The organism is Halomonas campaniensis (assembly GCF_002211105.1).
Lineage (GTDB): Bacteria > Pseudomonadota > Gammaproteobacteria > Pseudomonadales > Halomonadaceae > Vreelandella > Vreelandella campaniensis_A.
In genome coordinates, this window is sequence record NZ_JPUA01000037.1 from 270669 (window position 1) to 291782 (window position 21114).

The 21114-nt window shown below is 52.8% G+C and carries 24 protein-coding genes and 1 tRNA gene; 14 read left to right on the plus strand and 11 right to left on the minus strand.

Annotated elements, in window-relative coordinates; translation table 11 throughout:
- Positions 1–255 precede the first annotated feature (255 nt).
- Positions 256–807 (minus strand): GTP cyclohydrolase I FolE, encoded by a 552-nt coding sequence (gene folE / locus JI62_RS18620; RefSeq protein ID WP_088701599.1) that lies wholly within the window; start codon positions 805–807, stop codon positions 256–258.
- A gap of 364 nt (positions 808–1171) precedes the next feature.
- Between folE and JI62_RS18625 the strand changes: the two genes are divergently transcribed.
- Positions 1172–1732 (plus strand): hypothetical protein, encoded by a 561-nt coding sequence (locus tag JI62_RS18625; protein ID WP_088701600.1) that lies wholly within the window; start codon positions 1172–1174, stop codon positions 1730–1732.
- Between the two features lie 41 nt (positions 1733–1773).
- Here JI62_RS18625 and JI62_RS18630 read toward each other — a convergent pair whose 3' ends face one another.
- Both JI62_RS18630 and JI62_RS18635 read right to left on the minus strand, forming a co-directional pair.
- The gene (locus JI62_RS18630) at positions 1774–2748 is read right to left on the minus strand and encodes a serine/threonine protein kinase (protein WP_088701601.1); all 975 of its coding nucleotides are present in this window, start codon (positions 2746–2748) and stop codon (positions 1774–1776) included.
- A gap of 54 nt (positions 2749–2802) precedes the next feature.
- Positions 2803–3507: a ComF family protein gene (locus JI62_RS18635; protein ID WP_240513297.1), complete on the minus strand. Its 705-nt coding sequence runs from the start codon at positions 3505–3507 to the stop codon at positions 2803–2805.
- A gap of 82 nt (positions 3508–3589) precedes the next feature.
- On the opposite strand from JI62_RS18635, the gene JI62_RS18640 reads away from it, so the two are divergent.
- From JI62_RS18640 to JI62_RS18650, 3 genes are all read left to right on the plus strand, one after another.
- A tRNA-Leu gene (locus JI62_RS18640) sits at positions 3590–3674 on the plus strand.
- A gap of 349 nt (positions 3675–4023) precedes the next feature.
- On the plus strand, positions 4024–4683 hold the full coding sequence (locus tag JI62_RS18645) for a hypothetical protein (protein WP_088701602.1): 660 nt from the start codon (positions 4024–4026) through the stop codon (positions 4681–4683).
- Positions 4684–4734: 51 nt separating this feature from the next.
- The gene (locus tag JI62_RS18650) at positions 4735–5721 is read left to right on the plus strand and encodes a hypothetical protein (protein ID WP_088701603.1); all 987 of its coding nucleotides are present in this window, start codon (positions 4735–4737) and stop codon (positions 5719–5721) included.
- A gap of 95 nt (positions 5722–5816) precedes the next feature.
- On the opposite strand, the gene JI62_RS18655 is transcribed toward JI62_RS18650, so the two are convergent.
- Positions 5817–6578, minus strand: coding sequence for an SDR family NAD(P)-dependent oxidoreductase (locus tag JI62_RS18655; RefSeq protein ID WP_088701604.1), 762 nt, complete (start codon positions 6576–6578; stop codon positions 5817–5819).
- Between the two features lie 181 nt (positions 6579–6759).
- Here JI62_RS18655 and JI62_RS18660 point away from each other — a divergent pair, with 181 nt between their 5' ends.
- The 4 genes from JI62_RS18660 to JI62_RS18675 all read left to right on the plus strand — a co-directional run bounded on the left by JI62_RS18660 (position 6760) and on the right by JI62_RS18675 (position 10428).
- Positions 6760–7245 (plus strand): FxsA family protein, encoded by a 486-nt coding sequence (locus JI62_RS18660; protein ID WP_088701605.1) that lies wholly within the window; start codon positions 6760–6762, stop codon positions 7243–7245.
- Between the two features lie 233 nt (positions 7246–7478).
- A complete protein-coding gene (locus JI62_RS18665) occupies positions 7479–7772 on the plus strand; it encodes a co-chaperone GroES (protein WP_027959273.1) in 294 nt (97 codons plus the stop codon).
- Between the two features lie 81 nt (positions 7773–7853).
- A complete protein-coding gene (gene groL / locus JI62_RS18670) occupies positions 7854–9497 on the plus strand; it encodes a chaperonin GroEL (RefSeq protein WP_041158428.1) in 1644 nt (547 codons plus the stop codon).
- A 199-nt stretch (positions 9498–9696) separates the two neighbouring features.
- Positions 9697–10428, plus strand: coding sequence for an RNA methyltransferase (locus JI62_RS18675; protein ID WP_088701606.1), 732 nt, complete (start codon positions 9697–9699; stop codon positions 10426–10428).
- A 66-nt stretch (positions 10429–10494) separates the two neighbouring features.
- On the opposite strand, the gene JI62_RS18680 is transcribed toward JI62_RS18675, so the two are convergent.
- On the minus strand, positions 10495–11841 hold the full coding sequence (locus tag JI62_RS18680) for a Na+/H+ antiporter family protein (protein WP_088701607.1): 1347 nt from the start codon (positions 11839–11841) through the stop codon (positions 10495–10497).
- A gap of 206 nt (positions 11842–12047) precedes the next feature.
- Here JI62_RS18680 and JI62_RS18685 point away from each other — a divergent pair, with 206 nt between their 5' ends.
- The 5 genes from JI62_RS18685 to JI62_RS22680 are packed head-to-tail and all read left to right on the plus strand — an operon-like array spanning position 12048 to position 15520.
- Complete coding sequence (locus tag JI62_RS18685; protein ID WP_088701608.1) at positions 12048–13445, plus strand: GntP family permease; 1398 nt, start codon at positions 12048–12050, stop codon at positions 13443–13445.
- Between the two features lie 59 nt (positions 13446–13504).
- Complete coding sequence (locus JI62_RS18690; RefSeq protein WP_088701609.1) at positions 13505–14713, plus strand: MFS transporter; 1209 nt, start codon at positions 13505–13507, stop codon at positions 14711–14713.
- Entirely contained in the window at positions 14710–14835 is a 126-nt protein-coding gene (locus tag JI62_RS23105) for a hypothetical protein (protein ID WP_276206581.1), read from the plus strand. The genes JI62_RS18690 and JI62_RS23105 overlap by 4 nt, the downstream gene beginning before the upstream one ends.
- Before the next feature lie 56 nt (positions 14836–14891).
- Positions 14892–15311, plus strand: coding sequence for an ion channel (locus JI62_RS18695; protein WP_240513298.1), 420 nt, complete (start codon positions 14892–14894; stop codon positions 15309–15311).
- A gap of 35 nt (positions 15312–15346) precedes the next feature.
- A complete protein-coding gene (locus JI62_RS22680; RefSeq protein WP_170938594.1) occupies positions 15347–15520 on the plus strand; it encodes a hypothetical protein in 174 nt (57 codons plus the stop codon).
- A 35-nt stretch (positions 15521–15555) separates the two neighbouring features.
- On the opposite strand, the gene JI62_RS18700 is transcribed toward JI62_RS22680, so the two are convergent.
- From JI62_RS18700 to JI62_RS18710, 3 genes are read right to left on the minus strand one after another with little or no spacing between them, the layout of a single operon-like run.
- Positions 15556–16479 (minus strand): metal ABC transporter permease, encoded by a 924-nt coding sequence (locus tag JI62_RS18700; protein WP_088701757.1) that lies wholly within the window; start codon positions 16477–16479, stop codon positions 15556–15558.
- Between the two features lie 17 nt (positions 16480–16496).
- Positions 16497–17324, minus strand: coding sequence for a metal ABC transporter ATP-binding protein (locus JI62_RS18705; protein ID WP_088701611.1), 828 nt, complete (start codon positions 17322–17324; stop codon positions 16497–16499).
- Positions 17325–17330: 6 nt separating this feature from the next.
- Positions 17331–18251 (minus strand): metal ABC transporter solute-binding protein, Zn/Mn family, encoded by a 921-nt coding sequence (locus JI62_RS18710; RefSeq protein ID WP_088701612.1) that lies wholly within the window; start codon positions 18249–18251, stop codon positions 17331–17333.
- 159 nt (positions 18252–18410) lie between these two features.
- Here JI62_RS18710 and mntR point away from each other — a divergent pair, with 159 nt between their 5' ends.
- The gene (gene mntR / locus JI62_RS18715; protein WP_088701613.1) at positions 18411–18890 is read left to right on the plus strand and encodes a manganese-binding transcriptional regulator MntR; all 480 of its coding nucleotides are present in this window, start codon (positions 18411–18413) and stop codon (positions 18888–18890) included.
- Between the two features lie 14 nt (positions 18891–18904).
- Here the strand turns inward: mntR and JI62_RS18720 are convergent, their stop codons facing one another.
- From JI62_RS18720 to JI62_RS18730, 3 genes are all read right to left on the minus strand, one after another.
- Positions 18905–19597, minus strand: coding sequence for an RES family NAD+ phosphorylase (locus JI62_RS18720; protein ID WP_205737549.1), 693 nt, complete (start codon positions 19595–19597; stop codon positions 18905–18907).
- Entirely contained in the window at positions 19591–19989 is a 399-nt protein-coding gene (locus JI62_RS18725) for an antitoxin Xre-like helix-turn-helix domain-containing protein (RefSeq protein WP_088701614.1), read from the minus strand. The genes JI62_RS18720 and JI62_RS18725 overlap by 7 nt, the downstream gene beginning before the upstream one ends.
- 101 nt (positions 19990–20090) lie before the next feature.
- On the minus strand, positions 20091–20849 hold the full coding sequence (locus JI62_RS18730; RefSeq protein ID WP_088701615.1) for a DUF3750 domain-containing protein: 759 nt from the start codon (positions 20847–20849) through the stop codon (positions 20091–20093).
- Positions 20850–21114 lie beyond the last annotated feature (265 nt).

The window sequence follows — 21114 nt, forward strand, 5'->3', positions numbered from 1 at the left end:
GCGGGGAATATCGCCAATCGCTTCGCCGGTTGCCGGGTTTAATACGGTAATTTGCTCGCCGCTATCTGCCGCAACCCAACTGCCGTCGATATAAGCAAAGGGGCAATACAGCTGTGTTTCTTTAAGCGCTTCCATGACAGGCTCCTGACCAAAAATGTTGGCCTCGTAGGCTCATTAACGTCTTCATGCTAAGACGAAACACCCCTTCAAACCAAGTTTACGGCATGATTCACCGGCCACTGACCACCGGCAAATTTAGCTAATGAGCATTAAAAATTCTTGCCGAGTCGCTTGGTTCTTGCGGAAGCCACCCAGCATTACTGACGAAGTCATGCTGGAGTTTTGTTTCTCCACACCACGCATCATCATGCAGAGATGTCGTGCTTCAATGACCACGGCAACGCCCTTTGCCTGGGTAACCTCCTGCACGGCCTCGGCAATCTCACGGGTTAGGTTCTCCTGAATCTGCATACGACGAGCAAACATGTCGACGATACGGGCAAACTTAGAGAGCCCTAACACCTTTCCGTCAGGCAAATAAGCAATATGGCATTTGCCGATAAATGGCAGCAGGTGATGCTCACACATGGAGTAGAGCTCAATGTCTTTTACCAGCACCATTTCATCCGTTTGCGACTCAAACACCGCGCCATTAATAATGTCGTCCAATGACTGAGTGTAGCCCGCATTGAGAAACTGCATGGCCTTGGCTGCACGCTTAGGCGTATCGCGTAACCCTTCTCGATTGGGGTCTTCGCCAAGTGCTGAGATTATCTGGCGGTAGTGCTCAGCGATATCATCGGACATATTTAGCCTCATCAATAACTATTTCAAAAACCACTTCAAAAACTGGCTCAAAAAGCCATGCGCAATCGCGTCCAGGCGGTTCGTAAGAGAAAATCCTTTTTTGCACGAGAAGTAACCCCATTACCAGAGCGGCAATAATCTCCGCCACTTCCTCTACGCATATTGTACAGAAGGTATACTTTCAGAAGATCCCGCACAACAAGTATTGAGCAAGTAGAGCATTTTACCGCATCTAGGTTGTCTGTGACTTGTTTACCTGCGACAGAGCGCCGCGTCGTTAACTTTGTAACCTAGGGGCCTGTGATATGATTCATGGGTTCAATTTTACTGCCTTTATTGCAGGCGCCAACATTGAGAGCTCGCTATGTCATTTAAACCAACGCCTTTTTGGTTAACCGCCCTCGCGGCCCCGTTTTTTGCTATGCCGCTATTGGCTACTGCTGCGGAAGCCACGCTTTCACTGCCCAATGAAGCAACCGTCGGCGTTGAGGTGGTGGAAGAGCTTACGTTTGAATCAAACCAAACACGCCTTAATGATATTTTGCTACACCCAACCCAAGCCGCCAACGCCTCGCACTCTTTACCTGAATACTGCGTGATTGTGGGCAGTGCGCAATTGGTTGATGAGCGCATTCGCGTTACCACCCAAGAGGCGACCTGTATTGAAACCCACGACGCCGACAGCAATATTTTTACTGGCGAATTTAGCGCCAGCGCTTATGACCAAGATGGCCAATACGCCATCGCCTGCGAGGGCCCCCCTTGCACGCTCTCCCCTGGCCAGACGTTCCTCCTAACACTTGACCAAGCCGTTGAGATTGAGGAGCTAGATAACCCTTCAGAGGAGCTTAATCAGCAGCGTCGTCAAGCGGACGGAGAAGGTATCGCCAACCCTGTGCCACGCGAAGAAGCTGTGCCTGATTGAGCTTAATCTACTATCGTTGCAACATGAGCGTTAACGCTCTCTTACGCCAGCCAGCGAGGGTTCTCTAACTGAAGGCACTGCTGCTCTAATTGGCGGATATGCTGATCCCAATAGCCACTATCCGCCAGCCAGGGGAACGCCCGAGGAAAAGCGGGGTCTTCCCAACGTGACACCAGCCAAGCCGAATGCCTTATCAGCCGATAACTTCTTAGCGGCTCAATAAGCGCCATCTGTTCAGTGGGAAATGGGCGCGCCTCTTCATACCCTTCGGTTATTTCACTTAAGTGGGATCGCCACCCCTGAGGATCATCGGTGGGCAGTAGCATCCAGATATCCTGAACAGCGGGCGCCATGGTGCAGTCATCAAAATCGACCAGGGTAAACTGCTCATCACGCCCAAGCACATTACCCAAATGGCAGTCCCCGTGGCAGCGAATCATGCTACTGGCAGGCACGTTATGTTTCATAAGCTGCTGAAGCACCTTTTCGATTGCACGGTCGTAGGCACGGCGCTGATGACTATTCATCCATTGGCTGGCTAGCACGCGCTGCTGAGCATCAACAATACCGCTCGCCATCTCTAAACGTGGGCGGTGCTGAAAGGCTTTTTTGGCCGACACTTGATGCAACCGACCCAGCAGTTCCCCCATGGCAAATAGGTGAGCGGGGTTATCCAGCTCCGGCGCCTGGCCGGGACAGTGGGGAAACAGCGTAAAACGAAACGCCTTGAAATAGTGCAACGACGCCCCCGCCTTATCACGCCAAGGGGCAACGACCGGCACCTGCTGCTCAGCCAGTTCCTGTAGAAAGTCGTGCTCTTCCTGGATCGCCTCATCAGACCAGCGGTCAGGTCGGTAAAACTTCACGATCCAGTTTTTGCCATCATCATCGCGAAACAACAGCACACGGTTTTCATAACTGTTCAGTGCAAAAGGCTCGCCTGCAGGCCAAATATCCAGCGACTCCACTGCAGACATCACCAAATCAGGCGAAAGAGAGCTAAACGGGTGTGACATAGGCCACTCCTGGGTTGGCGAAAGCGCTAATGAGTAAGCGAAAAAGCTATTCTATCAATCCTTGCCTAGCGGTGTCCGCGCTGCCGCCCAAATATCAACGCTCTTTGCGCCAGCATTCAGCGCGGCCCGCGCCAATGCTTGGCCAGTGGAGCCGGTGGTGACCACATCATCAATTATCAGCAAATGCGCCGGGGGCGGTGATTCAAAGACAAAGGCGCCCACCAGATTGGCAATCCGTTGACGGCGATTCAAGGTGCGCTGGAATGGGGAATCCTTTATTCGTTTAGCAGCCACCACTGGAACGCCCAGTGGGCGACTGAGCTGTTCGGCTAACCAGCGCGACTGATTAAATCCCCGGGTACGAGCATGCAGAGGCGTCATGGGCACCGGTAAAAAAGCATCGCCGAGAGTAGCCGGTGGAGTTAGCAGCATTAATTCAGCGAGCAGCGTGCCCGCCCGCGGAGAAGCATGGAACTTAAAATCATGCACCAGCTGCTTAATCGGCCCTTGATACAACAGCCCCGCTTGGGTAGTTGAAAATAGCGGTGGATCTATTAAGCAGTGCCCACACAAGCTCGCCCCATGGCGAATAGGGTCTCCGCACTGGCGGCAGGCATGTAGGTTCCACGGCAGCTCACCCAAACAGGTTGCGCACCACCCTCGCCCCGCCAATGCCGGTGCCAGGCAAAATGCGCAGTAGCCAGGCATGACTTGCTTGACCCACTCCCCTCCCCGCTGTAGCCACTGCTTTAATGCCATGCCCGCTCCTTACACTTTGTACATAAATATCAAATCATTGATTGACTTACGCCACAAAGTTGATAATATACGCCTCGTCTTAGCGGATGTGGTGGAATTGGTAGACACGCTAGATTTAGGTTCTAGTGCCGTAAGGTGTGGGAGTTCGAGTCTCCCCATCCGCACCAATTACTTGTTAGTTTTCAAGCAGTTCGCATTTCCTGTCTTACTTTTGAAAGCCTTCATATTGCTTGGTTTTTTTGGCCCTGAAATAAGCGGCCTTTTTATTAGCGCCATGCTCTATAGGTAGCTTCCAACACTTCTACTCTTGTTTTGAAATACATGAATGGCTCAACGCCATCTTTTTTTATGCCTGGCATTTGCTATAGCTCATCTTAGCAGCCGTCGGTTTGGCTGACTTGCTTCTGCTTTTCCGCTAGTCTCTATCTCCATAACTTATAAAAGTTCCCTCAATGGCTATCAACCAACGCTATATTGAGGGATGATCGCTAATAAAGATGAGAAGGATCTCATACTATGGAATGGCTTAACGATAACGCTCAAGCAATCTCGGCGGTAGCGAGTATTTGCACGCTTTTCGTGTGGATATTTTACGCCCAGCTTCTCTATAACGGCTATGTGCGGCAGCGTCGCCCTCGTGTGATTATTAATCGCGGCAAAGGAATCGGCGTGGACGCTATCTGCTTAATCAGCAATATGAGCAGTGAAGCCATCTATATTCAGCACCTTGTCGCGGCATTGCATACTCAAAAGGGTAGTTACTCCCTGGACGTGGTGGAGTATCAGCAGCACAGGGGTGAGGAACAAAGAGAGGCGCAGCAAAAAGGTGAGCCACCAGAAACCAGCTACCGCACCCATCAAGGCCCGCTAGCCTCTGGGGATTACCTGAACATTCAATCGTTTGGCGATATCGTCAATCAGGTTAAAGAGTATTGGGAAATCGATGACAAGCAGTTACAAGAGCAGAATATCCAGCTTGAAATTCGCGTTATCGCTATTTATGGATCCGAAGACATGCCGACCGGCGCATCGCGAACCTTTAATCTCGACTTGAATGCGTCACCCAATCATCAGCTTATCCCGGCGAGTGTCGATACGGATCGACTCAATAGCCGTGGCCAACGTAAGCGAGTGTTGGAGTGGGCAAAAGAGATCGAAACCCACAAAGCACGCTGAATTAACGCTATTGCTAAGCGGCGACGCGCCCCATTACCGAGACGACTGACGATGCATAAATTTGTAACCCTCTGCTGGCTTGGCATACTCACTACGGTGTCGACGAATCTGCACGCAGAGGAGGAAGATAGTGATTTACCTGAGTGGGCGGAAGAGCGTATTGAGCCCTTTCGTGAAAGTGTCGGCAGTTGGGTAGATAACACGTCGCGCCGCATCGATGGTTTCTTTGGCACTGACGAGCATATGCAGGTCAACAACGAGTCCTACCTGCGTTTCGGTCAAGAGATTGATTGGATGGAGGGCGACGGCACTAGCGGCGATACGACCCTTCGTTACCGTATTGATCTCCCGACCTCAGAGGATCGTCTGCGACTGGTCATTGAGAGCGACCCCGAAGAGTCTCAGGGCACCCTGGAAGAGCAAGGCTCTGGACGGCTCGCCAATGACCAGCGTGACCGCCGTAGCTCCACGCTTGGTTTGGATTGGCTGGAAAGCCGCGATAAACGCGAAAACTGGAGCAATCGAGTAGGTGCCGGCGTTCGCCTGCGCCTCCCTCTTGACCCTTACGTGCGTTTCACCAACGAGCGTCTCTGGCAACTGGGTGAAGGGCCATGGCAGCTGGAGTCGAATAACCGCGTTTCCTGGTTCAACAATGAAGGTTACTCAGCGCGCACACGCTGGGATGTCGGTCGGCCGTTGAGCGAACGCCGCCACTTGCGCTTTATCACTACCGTCCAGTGGCGCGAGGAGGAGGATAAACTTGAGTACAGTGAAGTTGCCGAAATCAATCACCGCATTAACCGACGTAGTGCACTGCGCTACTCGGCGATAGCCATTGGTGAAAGTGCCTCCAACCCCCGCATGACCAATTACTACCTGCAGACGCGCTACCGCCGCGATCTTCATAAAGGTATTTTATTTGCCGATGTGATCCCGGAATTACATTTCCCCCGCGATGTCAGCTACGACCCACGCTGGGCGATGACACTGCGCCTTGAGATGTACTTTCAGCGCAAAATTAATCGAGACTACTTCTAAGCTTCAAGCACACGAAGCCCATCTACTGGGCACCAGGGCGGCCATGCAGCCCTCCTGGTGCCTATCACATACCTTTGCCTTACCACGACAACAAGCTACAGCCGCAAACCGCCGTCACACTCAATGATGCGCCCAGTGAAGTAGTCGTTCTCCATAATAAAGGCAACACTTTGGGCAATATTATCGGGCTCCCCCAAACGCTTTAACGGTACGCTTGACGAGATACGCTCCAACATATCAGGGCGCATCGCAGCGGTCATTTCGGTAGCCACGAAACCCGGCGCTACGGTGCCGGTACGAATACCATAACGCGCCAACTCCTGGCTCCAAGTGACGGTCAATGCATGCACAGCCGCTTTTGCAGCAGCGTAGTTGCTTTGTCCCATATTGCCTGCCCGGGAAATACTCGAGATATTGACGATCACACCTTCATGTCCGGCTTCAATCATCTGAGTGGCGGCCTCGCGACCACATAGGAAAACGCCGGTTAAATTGACATTAATAACGTTTTGCCAAGCCTCAAAGGACATGCGTTTTTCTACTTTCCCCTCTTTGGCCTTTACCAACAGCGCATCCTGGGTAATACCCGCGTTATTGATACAACCGCTAATTGGCGCCATGCGCTGGGCAATATCAGCAAACGCCTGAATCACGGAGGTCTCTTCAGCAACATTGACCACAAATGCCTGGGCATCGACACCTTCAGCAGAAAGTTGCGATACCGCCTGATCAAGCGCTTCAGCGCTCATATCCAATAGCGCCATGCGCGCGCCCTGCTTGCCTAAACGTAGCGCCATGGCATAACCCAACCCACGCGCTCCACCCGTGACTGCAATTACTTTATCGGTAAGTACCATTCGTGACTCCTTACAGCGGATTAAACCAGCTTCATTGTGCGTTGCAGCATAGAAGAATTATGGTCATAAATCGAGCTACATTACCGCTGGAATACGCAATGCAAGCTGCTTGCTATTTATATTTATGTCACCATATTACGCAATTACGACGGTTATCGAGTCACTTTTTCTGGAGTTAGCCATGCCTATTCTTATTTTTATATCACTCTTTACGCTACTTGATTTTGTTGTTCTGTTTTCGATTGGCAGCCAGATCGGCCTATTCATGACGCTACTCCTAGTACTAGGAACCGGTTTTGTCGGGCTACATCTAATACGTAAAGAGGGTGTAACCACCTTTGCCCGGGCTCGCCAGCGGATGCAGGCCGGCGAACTCCCCTCCAGCGAGCTACTTACGGGCGCTGCACTTATCTTCGGCGGTGCCTTATTAATGGCCCCAGGCTTTTTGTCTGATGCGTTAGGCCTGGCGTGCTTGATTCCCAGCGCACGCCAGCTGATGTTCAAGGCACTTACCTGGCTGGGGCTTAAAAAAGTTGCCGGGCAGCAGCAAGGCTCAAGCGCTTCCTCAGCTCGACCTGATGACTATCCAAACAGTCAATCGTCACAACAGGATGGCCCGATTGAGGGGGATTTTATCAGCAGAGATGAGCCCCCTCGCCGTCGTTGAGGTTCACTTCAAAAGAAAATCAGCGGAAAAGCAATTTTTTATTACCTCCCCCCTTGAAAGGTCATCCGCAGCCCCCATTTTTCATCCAGCACACAAATTCGGCAGCGATCTTTACGGGAGCTGCCATTAACAATGAAGACTGTGAAGTCTTCACTTCTCGCGGGTTACTCCCTCGAGAACACTTTTAAGCTAACCGCCCTACCAGGGCTTCAACCATACTCAGGAGAACGTGAATGAATATCCGTCCTTTGCACGATCGTGTCATCGTCCGTCGCGTTGAAGAAGAGCAGAAAACTGCAGGCGGCATCGTGCTTCCGGGCAATGCAGCAGAAAAACCGACACGCGGTGAAATTCTCGCTGTCGGTAATGGTCGCATTCTGGAAAATGGCGATGTCCGTCCGCTAGACGTCAAAGTTGGCGATAACGTGATCTTTAAAGATGGCTACGGCGTTGAGAAGCAAAAAATCGACGGCGAAGAAGTCTTGATCATGAGCGAAGCCGATATTCTTGCCGTTGTTGAAGGCTAACAATCGTTGCTGCTCACCTTTTGTGAGCGCACCGAATCCATTACTTTCACGTTTTTGCATTCAATTTAGGAAGTAGCAGATATGTCAGCTAAACAAGTTAAATTTTCAGATGACGCCCGTAAACGTATGGCCCGCGGTGTTGACGTTCTGGCCAACGCTGTAAAAGTTACCCTCGGCCCGAAAGGCCGTAACGTGGTACTGGAAAAATCTTTCGGTTCTCCCACCGTGACTAAAGACGGTGTTTCTGTCGCCAAAGAGATCGAACTGAAAGACAAGTTCGAAAACATGGGCGCCCAGATGGTGAAAGAAGTTGCTTCACAGACTTCTGACGCCGCAGGTGACGGTACAACTACCGCTACCGTTCTTGCCCAGGCCATTATCGCTGAAGGCCTGAAAGGCGTAACAGCGGGCATGAACCCGATGGATCTCAAGCGCGGCATCGACCAAGCGGTCAACGCTGCAGTTAAAGAGATCAAAGCAATGTCTGTACCTTGCACCGACACCAAGTCGATTGCTCAAGTAGGCACCATCTCTGCTAACGGCGACAAGCGTATCGGCGAAATCATTGCCGAAGCGATGGAAAAAGTCGGCAAAGAAGGCGTCATCACCGTTGATGAAGGCCGTGGCTTTGAAGACGAGCTGGAAGTGGTCGAAGGCATGCAGTTCGATCGCGGCTACCTCTCGCCCTACTTCGTTACCAACCAGGACACTATGACGGTTGAACTGGAAGATCCTTACATCCTGCTAGTGGATAAAAAGATCTCCAACATTCGTGAGCTGTTGCCGGTCCTCGAAGCCGTTGCCAAGCAAGGCAAGCCGCTGGCCATCATCGCTGAAGATATCGAAGGCGAAGCCCTGGCAACACTGGTTGTGAACAACATGCGCGGTATCGTTAAAGTCGCTGCTGCGAAAGCACCGGGCTTCGGCGACCGTCGTAAATCCATGCTGCAGGATATCGCTATCCTGACCAACGGCACGGTCATTTCTGAAGAAGTCGGCCTTACGCTTGAGCAGGCGAACCTGGATCACCTGGGTACCGCTAAGCGTATGACCATGTCCAAAGAGAACACCACTATCATCGATGGTGCTGGTGCAGAAGGCGATATCGAAGCGCGCGTTAGCCAGATCCGCGCGCAAATCGAAGACACCTCTTCTGACTACGACAAAGAGAAGCTGCAAGAACGCGTTGCCAAACTGGCAGGCGGTGTTGCCGTTATCCGCGTCGGTGCAGCTACTGAAGTGGAAATGAAAGAGAAGAAAGCCCGCGTTGAAGACGCCCTGCACTCTACCCGTGCAGCCGTTGAAGAAGGCGTGGTACCTGGTGGCGGTACTGCACTGGTTCGCGTAATGGCCAAAGTACAAGGCCTGACTGGCGATAACGAAGACCAGAATCACGGTATCAACATGGCGCTACGCGCTATGCAGTCACCGCTGCGTCAAATCGTTTCCAACGCTGGTGAAGAGCCCGCTGTGGTCATCAACCGCGTGAAAGATGGCGAAGGTAACTTCGGCTATAACGCACAAACCGGTGAGTACGGCGACCTGTTCGAGATGGGCGTCCTGGATCCAGCTAAAGTAACCCGTACTGCACTGCAGTCCGCTGGTTCTGTGGCTGGCCTGATGATCACCACCGAGTGCATGATCGCAGAAGACCCGGAAGAGAAAGACGCTGCACCTGACATGGGTGGTATGGGCGGAATGGGTGGCATGGGCGGCATGATGTAATGCAACCCTGAGCCCTTCGCTCTATCGACGGCTAGCGTTTAGCTGTCACCAAGAACCCCGCCTTGTGCGGGGTTCTTGCGTTTTGAGGCGCCTACAGGCGTGAGGTTGTCGATAGCGTTTTGTCAGCCATTTTCAGGGCCGAACGTGCTACTATCTGCGCGATTTTTTAAGCTACATTTTCACTACTGGGCACCAGCGCATGTTGCAGCATATCCGTATCGTACTCGTTCAGACCTTCCATCCCGGCAATATCGGCGCGGCGGCGCGGGCCATGAAAACCATGGGCCTAACCGAGCTGGTGCTGGTTAATCCGCGCCTATTCCCCGATGAAGAAGCGACCCGCCTAGCGGCAGGCGCTACCGATGTACTGGAGAGTGCCCGTGTGGTTACCTCGCTGGAGGAAGCCGTTAACGATTGCGTTCAGGTCGTGGGTGCCAGTGCACGCTTACGCAACCTGCCCCTGCCCCACTTTGACGAACCTGATGAGATGGCAACAGACGTCATCCAGAATGCGCAAACGGCGCCAGTGGCACTCGTATTTGGGCGTGAACGCTCGGGGCTGACTAACGATGAGATCCGCTGCTGCACGCATCAGGTCAGCATTCCTGCCAACCCCGATTACGGCATTCTCAATTTATCCCAGGCGGTACAGATACTGGCTTATGAAGTACATCGCGCCTGGCGTAAAGGTGAGGAAAGCGGCTTTGCTTATCAGCGCCCGCTGGAGGCAATGCCGCCCAGCCGGGAACAGTTCTTACACTTTCAAGCGCATCTGGGCCGCTTAATGCAGGCAAGTGGCTTTTTAACCCAGCCCCATGCCCGCACTGAAGAGCAGCTTCAAGCCCTCTTCGCCCGTGCTCAACCCAGCCGGAAAGAGCTTTCGTTGTTAAGAGGGCTATTAAGCGCGTTTGAAAACCATCTACCTAAATAGTGATAGCGTTAAAGCAACTAAAAAGGGACAACCAAGTTGTCCCTTTTTAGTTTAAAGATAGGACTTTCAGAGCATCATCGCCGCTAGCCAACCAAAGCCCACTAACGGGATATTGTAGTGTAGAAACGTCGGCACCACGCTGTCCCACATATGATCGTGCTGGCGATCGACGTTAAGCCCAGAGGTGGGCCCCAAGGTTGAATCCGACGCTGGCGAGCCAGCGTCGCCTAGCGCCGCGGCAGTTCCCACCAGCACGACTGTGGCCATGGGAGAGAAGCCAAACTGTACCGCCAAAGGCACAAAAATGGCGGCAATAATCGGAATGGTTGAGAACGACGAGCCGATACCCAGGGTAATAAACAGACCTACCAGTAACATCACCAGCGCCGCTAAGCCGCGGTTATCGCCAAAGAGTGCAAAGGCCCCCGATACCAACGCATCAATCTCTCCCGTGGTTTTCATGACTTCGGCAAAGCCCGCCGCGGAGATCATGATAAAACCGATCAGCGCCATCATGCGCATACCGCTGGTAAACAGGTCGTCCGCTTCGCGCCACTTGAAGATGCCGCCCATTGAAAGCAGGCCAATCCCTACCAAACCGCCCAGTATCATTGAGCCGCTGTAAAGCTGCAGACCGAGGGCGGCGACAATAGCGACACCCGACATCACAAGCCCCAGGCTATGCGGCTTGGGAGGGGCATGGCCTTCAGTAACGTTGGCGTTAGCCATATCTTGAGCCTGGTACTCTCGCGGGCGGCGATAGCTCCAAAACAGCGCAACGATTAACCCCAACGCCATGCCACCCACCGGAACCGCCATGGCCATCGGCACCATGCCACGAGTAATTTCCAACCCTAACGGCTCCCCGGCGCTATTTAAGTTGGCCAGAAGAATGTCATTGAGAAAGATCGCCCCAAACCCTACCGGTAGTAGCATGTAGGGTGCCGTTAAACCAAAGGTAAGCGCACAGGCCACCGCACGACGATCCAGCTTTAAACGGTTCATCACGGTCAACAGCGGCGGAATCAGCACAGGTATAAAGGCGATGTGAACGGGGATAGCGTTCTGAGAAGAGATCGCCACCAACAACACAGCCGTTAGTAACAGCATTTTGACCCGCGCCTGATGCACGGCATTGGTCTCTTTGCCGAGCAGTGTAATTAAACGGTTAGCCAGCATATCCGGTAATCCAGAGCGGGAGATCGCCACCGCAAAGGCCCCCAAGGTGGCGTAGGCCAGGGCTACCTGGGCTCCGCCGCCAACGCCTTGATTAAAGGCGTCCAGCGTTTGCTCTAGCGACAACCCACCCACTAAACCGCCCACTAAAGCGCCGACGACTAACGCAAATACCACTGAGACACGCGCCAGCGATAGCGCCACCATCACGAGCACCGCAAGAATTACTGCATTCATGAAAATTCCTAGAGCTATTGAGAGGTCATTGACAGCAAAGGGGGCGGATTTTAGCAGATTAAATAGGTAAACCTAAGGCCGCGCTGCATGCTTAACGCTTTGCTACTTTAGTCACGACATCATTGCTGCATCGCACCATACTACCTACCATCACTCTTTCGCTTAATTTCAGCGTCGGCTACTTTATTGCTTGCTTAGGAGCTCGCATGAGCATACTTGCGATTGTCATTTCACTGCTGTTATTGATGTTCCTCGCTTATCGAGGCATTTCGGTGCTGCTGCTGGCTCCTCTTATGGCGTGTTTAGCGGTACTGCTCTCTGGCGATGCCGCCTTTTTATTACCGATCTACACCGATACCTTTATGCGCGCGCTGGGCAACTATGTGATTCAGTTTTTTCCGCTGTTTCTGCTAGGCGCGCTGTTTGGACAGTTGATGGCCGATTCCGGTGCCGCCCAATCGATTGCCAACGGGATTGTCAAACAACTGGGCACTCACCATGTCGTGCTAACCGTCGTCATGGCCTGCGCGGTACTCACCTATGGCGGCGTATCGCTGTTTGTGGTTGCTTTTGCCATTTATCCGATCAGCCGTGAACTGTTTCGCAGCGCCAATGTGCCCAAGCGGCTAATTCCGGCATCCATCGCGCTTGGCTCTTTCACGTTCACCATGACAGCCTTACCGGGGACACCTTCGATACAGAACGCGATTCCCATTCCTTATTATGAAACCAACAGCTTTGCAGCACCCGGTCTCGGTATTATCGCCGGGCTGATTATGCTTGGACTGGGGACTCTCTATCTTCAGTCACGGGTAAAAAAAGCGGCATCTAATGGTGAAGGATACGGTCAACATACTGAACGCGAAGCAGTGGCCAATGAAGAGGAAGAACAAGCACCCACCAGCCTCCCGCTGTGGCTGGCACTGATACCGATCATTATGGTGATTGGTTTGAACGCACTATTCACCTACGGTGTGTTTCCCGCCCTTGATTTAAGCTTTATCAGCGACGAGTTTGAAAACGTATCCCCATCGGGTCAGAGCGGGCTTTGGGCCATTTTGATTGCCCTGCTGAGCGCCTCTACATGGCTGATCATTACCCGCTGGAAGCATTGGCTGGATCTTAAGGAGAGCGTCAATAAAGGCTGCCTGGGTTCGCTGCTGCCGATTTTCAATACCGCTTCAGAGGTGGGCTACGGTGCGGTTATCGCCAGTTTGGCAGGCTTTGCCATTATCCGCGATGCCGTGCTTACGGCTTCACCTGGCAACCCATTGATTTCAGAAGCCATGGCGATGAGCGTGCTGGCGGGGATCACTGGCTCCTCTTCCGGCGGGCTCTCAATTGCGCTAGAAACTCTGGGCAGCGAATACTTAGCCATGGCACAACAAGCAGGCATTAGCCCTGAGCTAATGCACCGCGTCGCAACGCTTGCGGCAGGTGGCATGGATACGCTTCCCCACTCAGGGGCGGTTATAACCCTGCTGGCTATCTGCGGCCTTACCCATCGCCAATCGTATGGCAACGTTGCCATAGTCACCATCGCATTGCCGGTCATTGCGCTAATCAGTGTGATTACCTTAGGAACACTATTTGGCAGCTTCTAAAAGCGCACAACGCATGCGATAGTGAGCTAACTATTAGCCTGCCAATTAAAGAGAACATCATGGCCTTCGTTGTTCGCCACTCACTGCTGCTGATCATATTGGGAAGCCTGGTTATATCCACCGCCATGGGGTTGCGTCATGGCTTCGGGCTCTTTATGGAGCCCCTCAGCAGCGAGCTTGGCTGGGGGCGTGGGATCTTTGCTTTTGCACTCGCTTTGCAAAACCTGGTTTGGGGCTTATCGCAACCCTTTACCGGGGCACTGGCGGATCGTTTCGGTGCGGCCAGGATTATTGTGGTTGGCGGTTTGCTGTATGCCTTGGGGCTACTGTTCATGAGCCTCTCTACCTCGGTGCTTGGCATGACGGTCAGCGCGGGGCTGTTGATTGGCCTTGGCCTCTCCGGGACAACCTTCTCGGTGATCCTTGGCGCTGTTGGCCGTGCAGTGGCACCTGAAAAACGCAGTATGGCCATGGGCATTGTTAGCGCGGCAGGCTCGTTTGGGCAGTTCGCGATGCTGCCCGGCACACTTGGTTTGCTAGAGTGGCTAGGCTGGGCGGCGGCGCTAATGGCCATGGCCGCCATTGCCACGATTATCATTCCTTTGGGGGCCATGCTGCGTGATAAGCCGTCGGCCAAAACAGCGTCCGATTTAAGTCTAAAAGATGCACTCAATGAAGCAGCAGGCCAAAAAGGCTTTTGGCTACTCTGTTTAGGCTTTTTTGTCTGCGGCTTTCAGGTAGTGTTCATTGCCGTGCACCTTCCCGGCTATTTATTCGATAAAGGCTTGGCGGTGCAAGTGGGGACAACGGTACTGGCGCTAGTGGGGCTGTTTAATATTGTCGGCACTTATACGGCGGGCTGGATGGGCGGCATCTGGTCGAAACCCAAATTGCTCACCTGGCTCTACTTGATTCGTGGCGTGGTGATTACCGCCTTTGTTTATTTGCCGTTAAGCCCGGTTAGCGCTTATCTGTTTGGCATTGTCATGGGGCTACTATGGCTCTCAACGGTACCGTTAACCAACGGGATCGTGGCTTCGGTCTTTGGTGTTCGCCACCTATCGATGCTGGGCGGCATCGTGTTTCTGTTTCACCAGCTAGGCTCTTTTATGGGCGTCTGGCTGGGCGGCTACTTTTATGACCTGACTGGCAACTACAATACCGTGTGGCAAATTGCGATTGTGCTCTCCGTCATGGCTGCAGCGTTGCATTGGTTTATTAGTGAAAAGCCGCTTGAGCGCTCGCAGTCAACAACGGTGACTTCATGACAACCAATAACTCACTCAAGGCCATGGCGGCCATTTTGCTGCTTACCTGTTTAATGCTCGCATGGTGGGGCTGGCAGCATATGGATGCTGCCTTGCTACTGATGGGAACCCGGTTATGCTAATGAGCCAAGGTTGACTACTTGTTGAGATGACTATTCCCTACCCTGAGCATGTCGCCGTGGTGGCAACCACCTTTATTACCGTGGTCATTGCAGTGCTGCTTCACTATGAAGCCCTGTGGCTTATTTCGCGCCAAATAGAAAAATCTCGAAGGCCTCACCGGCAACGCATCCTGGGGATGGCATTTGGCGTGTTAATGACACACATTGCTGAAATTTGGCTGTTCGGGATTACTGGCTGGTGGTTAACCGACCAGTTAAGCATCGGCGCTTTACAAGGGTACGACAGCTTCAACGTCCTCGATTACATCTTCTTCTCTGCGGTGACCTATACCACCGTGGGCTATGGCGATATTTATGCCATTGGGCCGGTACGCTTTCTGTACGGCACGCTGGCCTTAACAGGCTTCGTTTTGATCACTTGGTCAGCATCGTTCACTTTTATAGAAATGCAAAAGCACTGGCGAGTTGGAAGATAATCAGTGTCGTTACGCGCTTTAGAGATTCGTCAAGCATGCTATTAGCGACAAAGCACCAAGTAGTCGAAGGCAAACTCGAACTACACGCCCTGCTCGGCCGAATGGTGATTGGCATATTAAGAGCTGCTGACGTTTCACTCACTGCCACCCTGGCGACTGTTTTTATTCGCGGCAAGGCAGAAGAAGAAGCGTTTAGTGGTTCCAAATAATGAACGACGACATTTAACGACATGAAAATCTGTCGCTAACCCACCTGGCGGTGGCGCCAAAAACGCGCCAGCACTCCCTGTTTGGGTGAGAACAGCAGCGCCATAAAGAACCAACTGGTAGCGACCAACACAATGGTGCCTCCCGAGGCGACGTCCAGCACTACCGAAAGCCATAGCCCAATGACCGCTGAGCTAACCCCAACCCCCACGGAAATCAGCATCATGGTTTTAAAACGGTCGGTCAGCAGGTGTGCCGTCGCACCAGGAGTGATCAGCATCGCCACCACCAAAATAATCCCCACTGTTTCCAAACTCGCCACGATGGTAAGGGTGAGTAGCAGGATCAACCCGTAGTGGATGACGCTGGTATTAAAGCCCAGCGCTTGGGCCTGCAGGGGGTCAAAGGCATAAAGAAGCAGCGGCCGATAGGCGAGCCAAACGACGAACAGGGCAATCACACTGGCGACCAATGTCAGCAACAGTGCCGACTGTTTAACGCCCAGGACATTGCCAAACAGAATATGCATCAGGTGAGTACTAGAGGCGATTTTGCTAATAATCACTATGCCCAACGCGAAGGCGCTCGTGAACATCAGCCCCATGGCCGCGTCGGACTTAATCCGCGTGTGGCGCTCAATAGCACCAATGCCCACCGAGGTTAAGGCGCCGGTTATAAATGCGCCTACAAAAAAGGGCCAGCCTAACAGGTAGGCAATCGCCACCCCTGGCAGTACCGCATGAGAGATAGCATCCCCCAGTAGCGACCAGCGTTTAAGCACTACATAGCAGGATAAAATGCCGCAAATAGCGCCCACTAGCACCGAGGTTAATAAGGCACGCTGCATAAAGGCGTATTGAAAGGCATCTGAGATGCCATCGGGTAATAGATTGACAATGAGCATCAGCGCAGCGATAAGCCCACTCACCAAGGCATCGCCAAACAGACTCAATGCTGTCATTAGTTCTGCCACTTCGCTTACCCCTGAGCTGCCATAAAGGAAGGTGATTCAGCGACGCGCACATCGTTCGCCGACTGTTCGATAGAGCTCACCGCCAGTTCAGCCAATTTGGCATCACTGAGCATTTCATCAGGCGACCCTACCCCACGGATAAAGCGGTTTATCAGCACCACATGGTCAACATGCCGGCGGGCACCGGGCATATCGTGAGTCACCATGATAACCGTACGCCCTGCCTCCCGCTCCCGGGCGAGTACGCCTAAAATCAAACGCTCACTGGGCGGGTCTACGCCCGCCAGAGGCTCATCGAGGAGCAAAATGTTGGCCTGCTGGGCGAGCGTGCGGGCCAGTAATACGCGCTTTTTCTGCCCGCCTGAGAGCGCGCCAATGGGACGCTCCGCCAGTGCCAGCATATCGACTGCCAGCAACGCCTCACGCACAGCCTCACCATGGCGGGAATGGTACCAGCGCGAAGGCAACAAGCGCCGCCACAGCGGATCACTGCGCATATGCCCGTAGCGGCCGCCCATAACGGTCTCCCATACGGAGACAGGAAAATCCCACTCAATCGCTTCCCGCTGAGCCATATAGGCAATGTGACCCGCTTTCCGGTGCGTCGCAATCGGCTCATTAAACGCCTGCACACTCCCCCGCAGCGCTTTCATGCTACCGGTAAGCACATGAAAAAGCGTCGATTTACCCGCACCATTCGGCCCCACAATGGCTGTCCATTTACCCGCCGGGAACTGCAAATTGATGTCTTCCAAGACGGGCTGGCGCTGATAGGCTGCGTAGAGTCCTTTGATATTAATCGCCACGGGGGCGCCGCCAAAAGTCGTTGCCATGATCGTTTACTCAGTTGCCAATGTTTGGCGCAACAGCTCAACGTTGTGGCGCATCATGGTGAAATAATCACCCGCTTCACCCTCTGGCTCGCTAAGCGAGTCCACATATAGCGGTCCTGCGACTTTAACGCCGGTATCCCTCGCTAAGCTGGTGACGTGGCGGTCGGAAATAGTGCTCTCCCAGAACAGCGCCGCCGGTTGTCGCTCATTAATCATATCCACCACGCGCATAAGCTGACGGGGTGAACCCTCGGTTTCGGCGTTGGTTCCCCAGATGCCGTCGTGTTCAAAGTGATAAGCGTCTGAGAAATATAGGAAGGCCGCTTCGCTACTCAGTAGCACGCGGCGCTCTTCCGGTATCGCTTCTAAGCGCTCCTGGAGTTCAATATGCAGGGCATGCAGCTCTTCTTGTAACGCTTCAGCACGCTGCTGAAACTCTTCAGCTCGCTGGGGAAGCAAATGCTCTAGCTCATTAGCGACGACCTGGACATAGGCTGACACCGCACGCGGATCCATCCAGAGATGAGGATCGACATCGCCTTCCATGTCGCCGGTAATAATAGTTTGAGTGGGGTATTCAGAGGCTTCGGCGACCGCCACCAGCGGTGTATCGTCGACAACTGTTGCCTCGACCTGGGGCATCCATTGCTCTAACTGGTAGCCGTTGTAAAACACCACGTCTGCTGTTTCTAACGCAGCGAAATTACTAGGAGTTAATTCCCATTCGTGCACCTCAGCGCCAATCGGCGTTAATACCGACACATTGGCATCCTCCCCTGCCACGCTGGCCACAATATCGCCAAGCACAGAAAAAGTGACGGCCACATTCAGGGGAGACACTGCACTCTCTTGCGCTTCGGCACTGGCTAGTCCAGTGCTCAACCATAGCGGTAGGCTTAAGGCCATACCCAGATTGCGCTTTCTCATTGTCTCTCCCTTTTTGTTCATGACCGATAAGTAGACTGTAGCTCAACAAGAAAGCATTGTGCAAACAGTTTAGCCTTGGCTAACAATATTGCACAAAAATACGTTACCATCCCCCGACTATCCAATGATTGTTCCCACTGCTTCCGATATAATTTACCAATGACTGATTTTAATCCGAACGCCTCATTGCCTGCCCCAAGCATTCCTGGAGATGCACTGCCCCCTGTGGAGCAGCATGCCCAGCAGTATGCAACGGTGCGAAATGCCCACGAAACCGAGCTGATTGAAGACTATGTTGAGCTGATTGGCGACCTACTGGCGCACCGCGGCGAAGCCCGCGCGGCAGACATTGCCAATCGTATGGCGGTAAGCCAGGCGACGGTTTCAAAAATGATTCGGCGTTTAAATGAGCTGGAGTTGGTCACCAGCAAGCCCTATCGCTCGCTGTTCCTAACTGAAGCGGGGCAGAAAATGGCAGAGACGTCACGCGCCCGTCACGATATCGTGCTGCACTTCTTACGTGCTCTTGGGGTGAGAGATGCGACTGCGCGTATTGACGCTGAAGGCATGGAGCACCACGTTAGCGACGAAACCCTCGCCATCATGCAGCGCTTCACTGAGCAGCAGCAAAAGAGCTAACCTGCTGCGCGTTATCAGTGAGAAAAACGCAGATAATTCACCTGAGTAATGGCACCGTTCCAAATCATCTCCAAATGAGTGGTCTGGATAATGTCGGTCACACAGCGTGGTGTCATCAGTGCCCAGCAGTTCGCATTCAACCGGCGAACTGAGTAGTAGCGGAGCCCGACACTGCATCGGCGTATGTCGGCACCAAAGGGTTGCGAGGCTGAATAATCATCGGCTGCGTAAATGGCATGTTCAAGGGGTAAAGCGAGTGCATCGCAGCAACTACCCTGATCAAAAGTGGCCTTTAATCCACGAAAGACAAACCTTTCATAGTGTAATCCCGGCACGTTTTGCCAATACACCTGCTGGTGATGCTTTACTTCGGCAATCGCCGTCTCAAGGGTATCGGCAATATAGAGCACCCCAAAACTACCATCGCTAAAGCGCGACCCCTGCGGATTTACATGGGTAAACGGCGCCACCGCATAAGAGCAGCCACGAATGCCGAACGGAATTTGTTCGTGTGGTAACAGCGCTAAATTACCCACTTCATTTTGTAGCCGCGGATTGGTTAACGCCTGCAGTGCATGGAGTGCAGCGAACTCTTCCGCGCTCGCCACATCATCGAACAGGTCAATCGGCGGAAACTTGCTATTGACCAAGCGATAACCAGTGACGCTTCCACTGGGTAGGGTCGGCAAGTCAGTAGGCGTTACCACTGGCTTCCCCGTAGGCTATCGATACGCTTAAAGGTTTCATAGAGCGCCGCAAAATCACCGCAACCCATTACTTCGAGCGGCGTACGGCCATTGAAAAAGGGATTGTGGTTCACCAGATTAACGAACCCATAAAGATTTTCCGGATTATCAAATATCATCCGCAATGCAGCATGGATATTGAGTAAGTAGCTGATCCGAGTTAGCTGATCGCTATCTAATTTGATCTCGTCAAGATCCCCACGCCGGGCACGTGCGTAAGTACTATGCGAAACACGTAAAATCGCCTCACCCTGCTCACCGGATGCTCGCCATTTGTCCAGAATGCGCACCGCCGCTTTCAAGCCCGCCGCTGCCGCTGCCCTATTTTGGGAAATGTCGTGTGCCGTTTGCATTGCGGCTCCTTAGCTAATAACCATAACCTCCAACCACTCCCCAAATACTAAATCAATAAAAAAGTATCTGCAAACACAGTTGCTCAGTAATACAAATGCGATTAACCTCCCAACACTTTTGCGGACATCCCTAACCGTCCTATACCTGGCAGTTTCAGAGCGGGCCGCATAACGTCGATACCAAAGCTCAATCCGAGGAGATTAAGTTCGAGCCCCTCCTCCAGTGCCAACATAATGCCTGCCACCCCGCCAAATGAGAGCTGATAACCGGTGCCGCTGGGCACCGCCGCAAAAACACCATTGAAAATGTAGTCCTTACCGATTGCCGTTACCGGAAGCGACACCTCAAAACCGGGTACTTCGCGTATTACCCAGGCAATAAAGCTATTGCTGTTCGGCCCAGGCCAGATTCGATAAAGCTCAGCCTGGGGATAGTTAACGGCGGCGACCTCTATCTGCGGTATGAGCTGGGCTGCCGCATCGCCGCGATAATCGGCTAACAGTGTGGGGGGATTGCCAAACCAAGCTCGATCGGGCGTATCAATGGAAGAGACCACCGTTGGGCGCCGCCAGCTCAACACTTGATGAAGTCGGTAGCTATCGGCATTTTCCGCTTTGGTCGCAATCCAGATATGTTCGCCAAACGCCCCACGCCAGTTATAAGCACGTGCGGAATAGACCTGAACCACGGCTTCCAAATTCTCCGTTGGATCAGGTGCTATACCAGCAGATGATCGATCTAATGATGACCAATGAGCATCAGTCACCACCTGATTACTCGCCAATATCCAAACAGGCCCCGCCAACAGCAGCGCTAATAGCGCCACAAGGCTAAGCATCCATCGCAGTAGCATTCTCATTGTTTTATCCGTCACTGAATAGTTATCGGGTTAGTACCGCTATAGCTCAACGAGCCAGACGAGTAAGAACCCCACCTTCTGCCTTGAGCCAGCTCATTACTTACCCCACGGAAGTTAAAGGGCATTTATTCTTAACAGCCATGTTGATAAGGCCATTCATCATAGTGTCAGGATGAGCTAACTAAGGCGTGAGACTGATGAGATTCCTGTTTAAGTTCACGTTTTAGTTCAATATTTACTTAAAGTAACTCCTATACACTGAAAG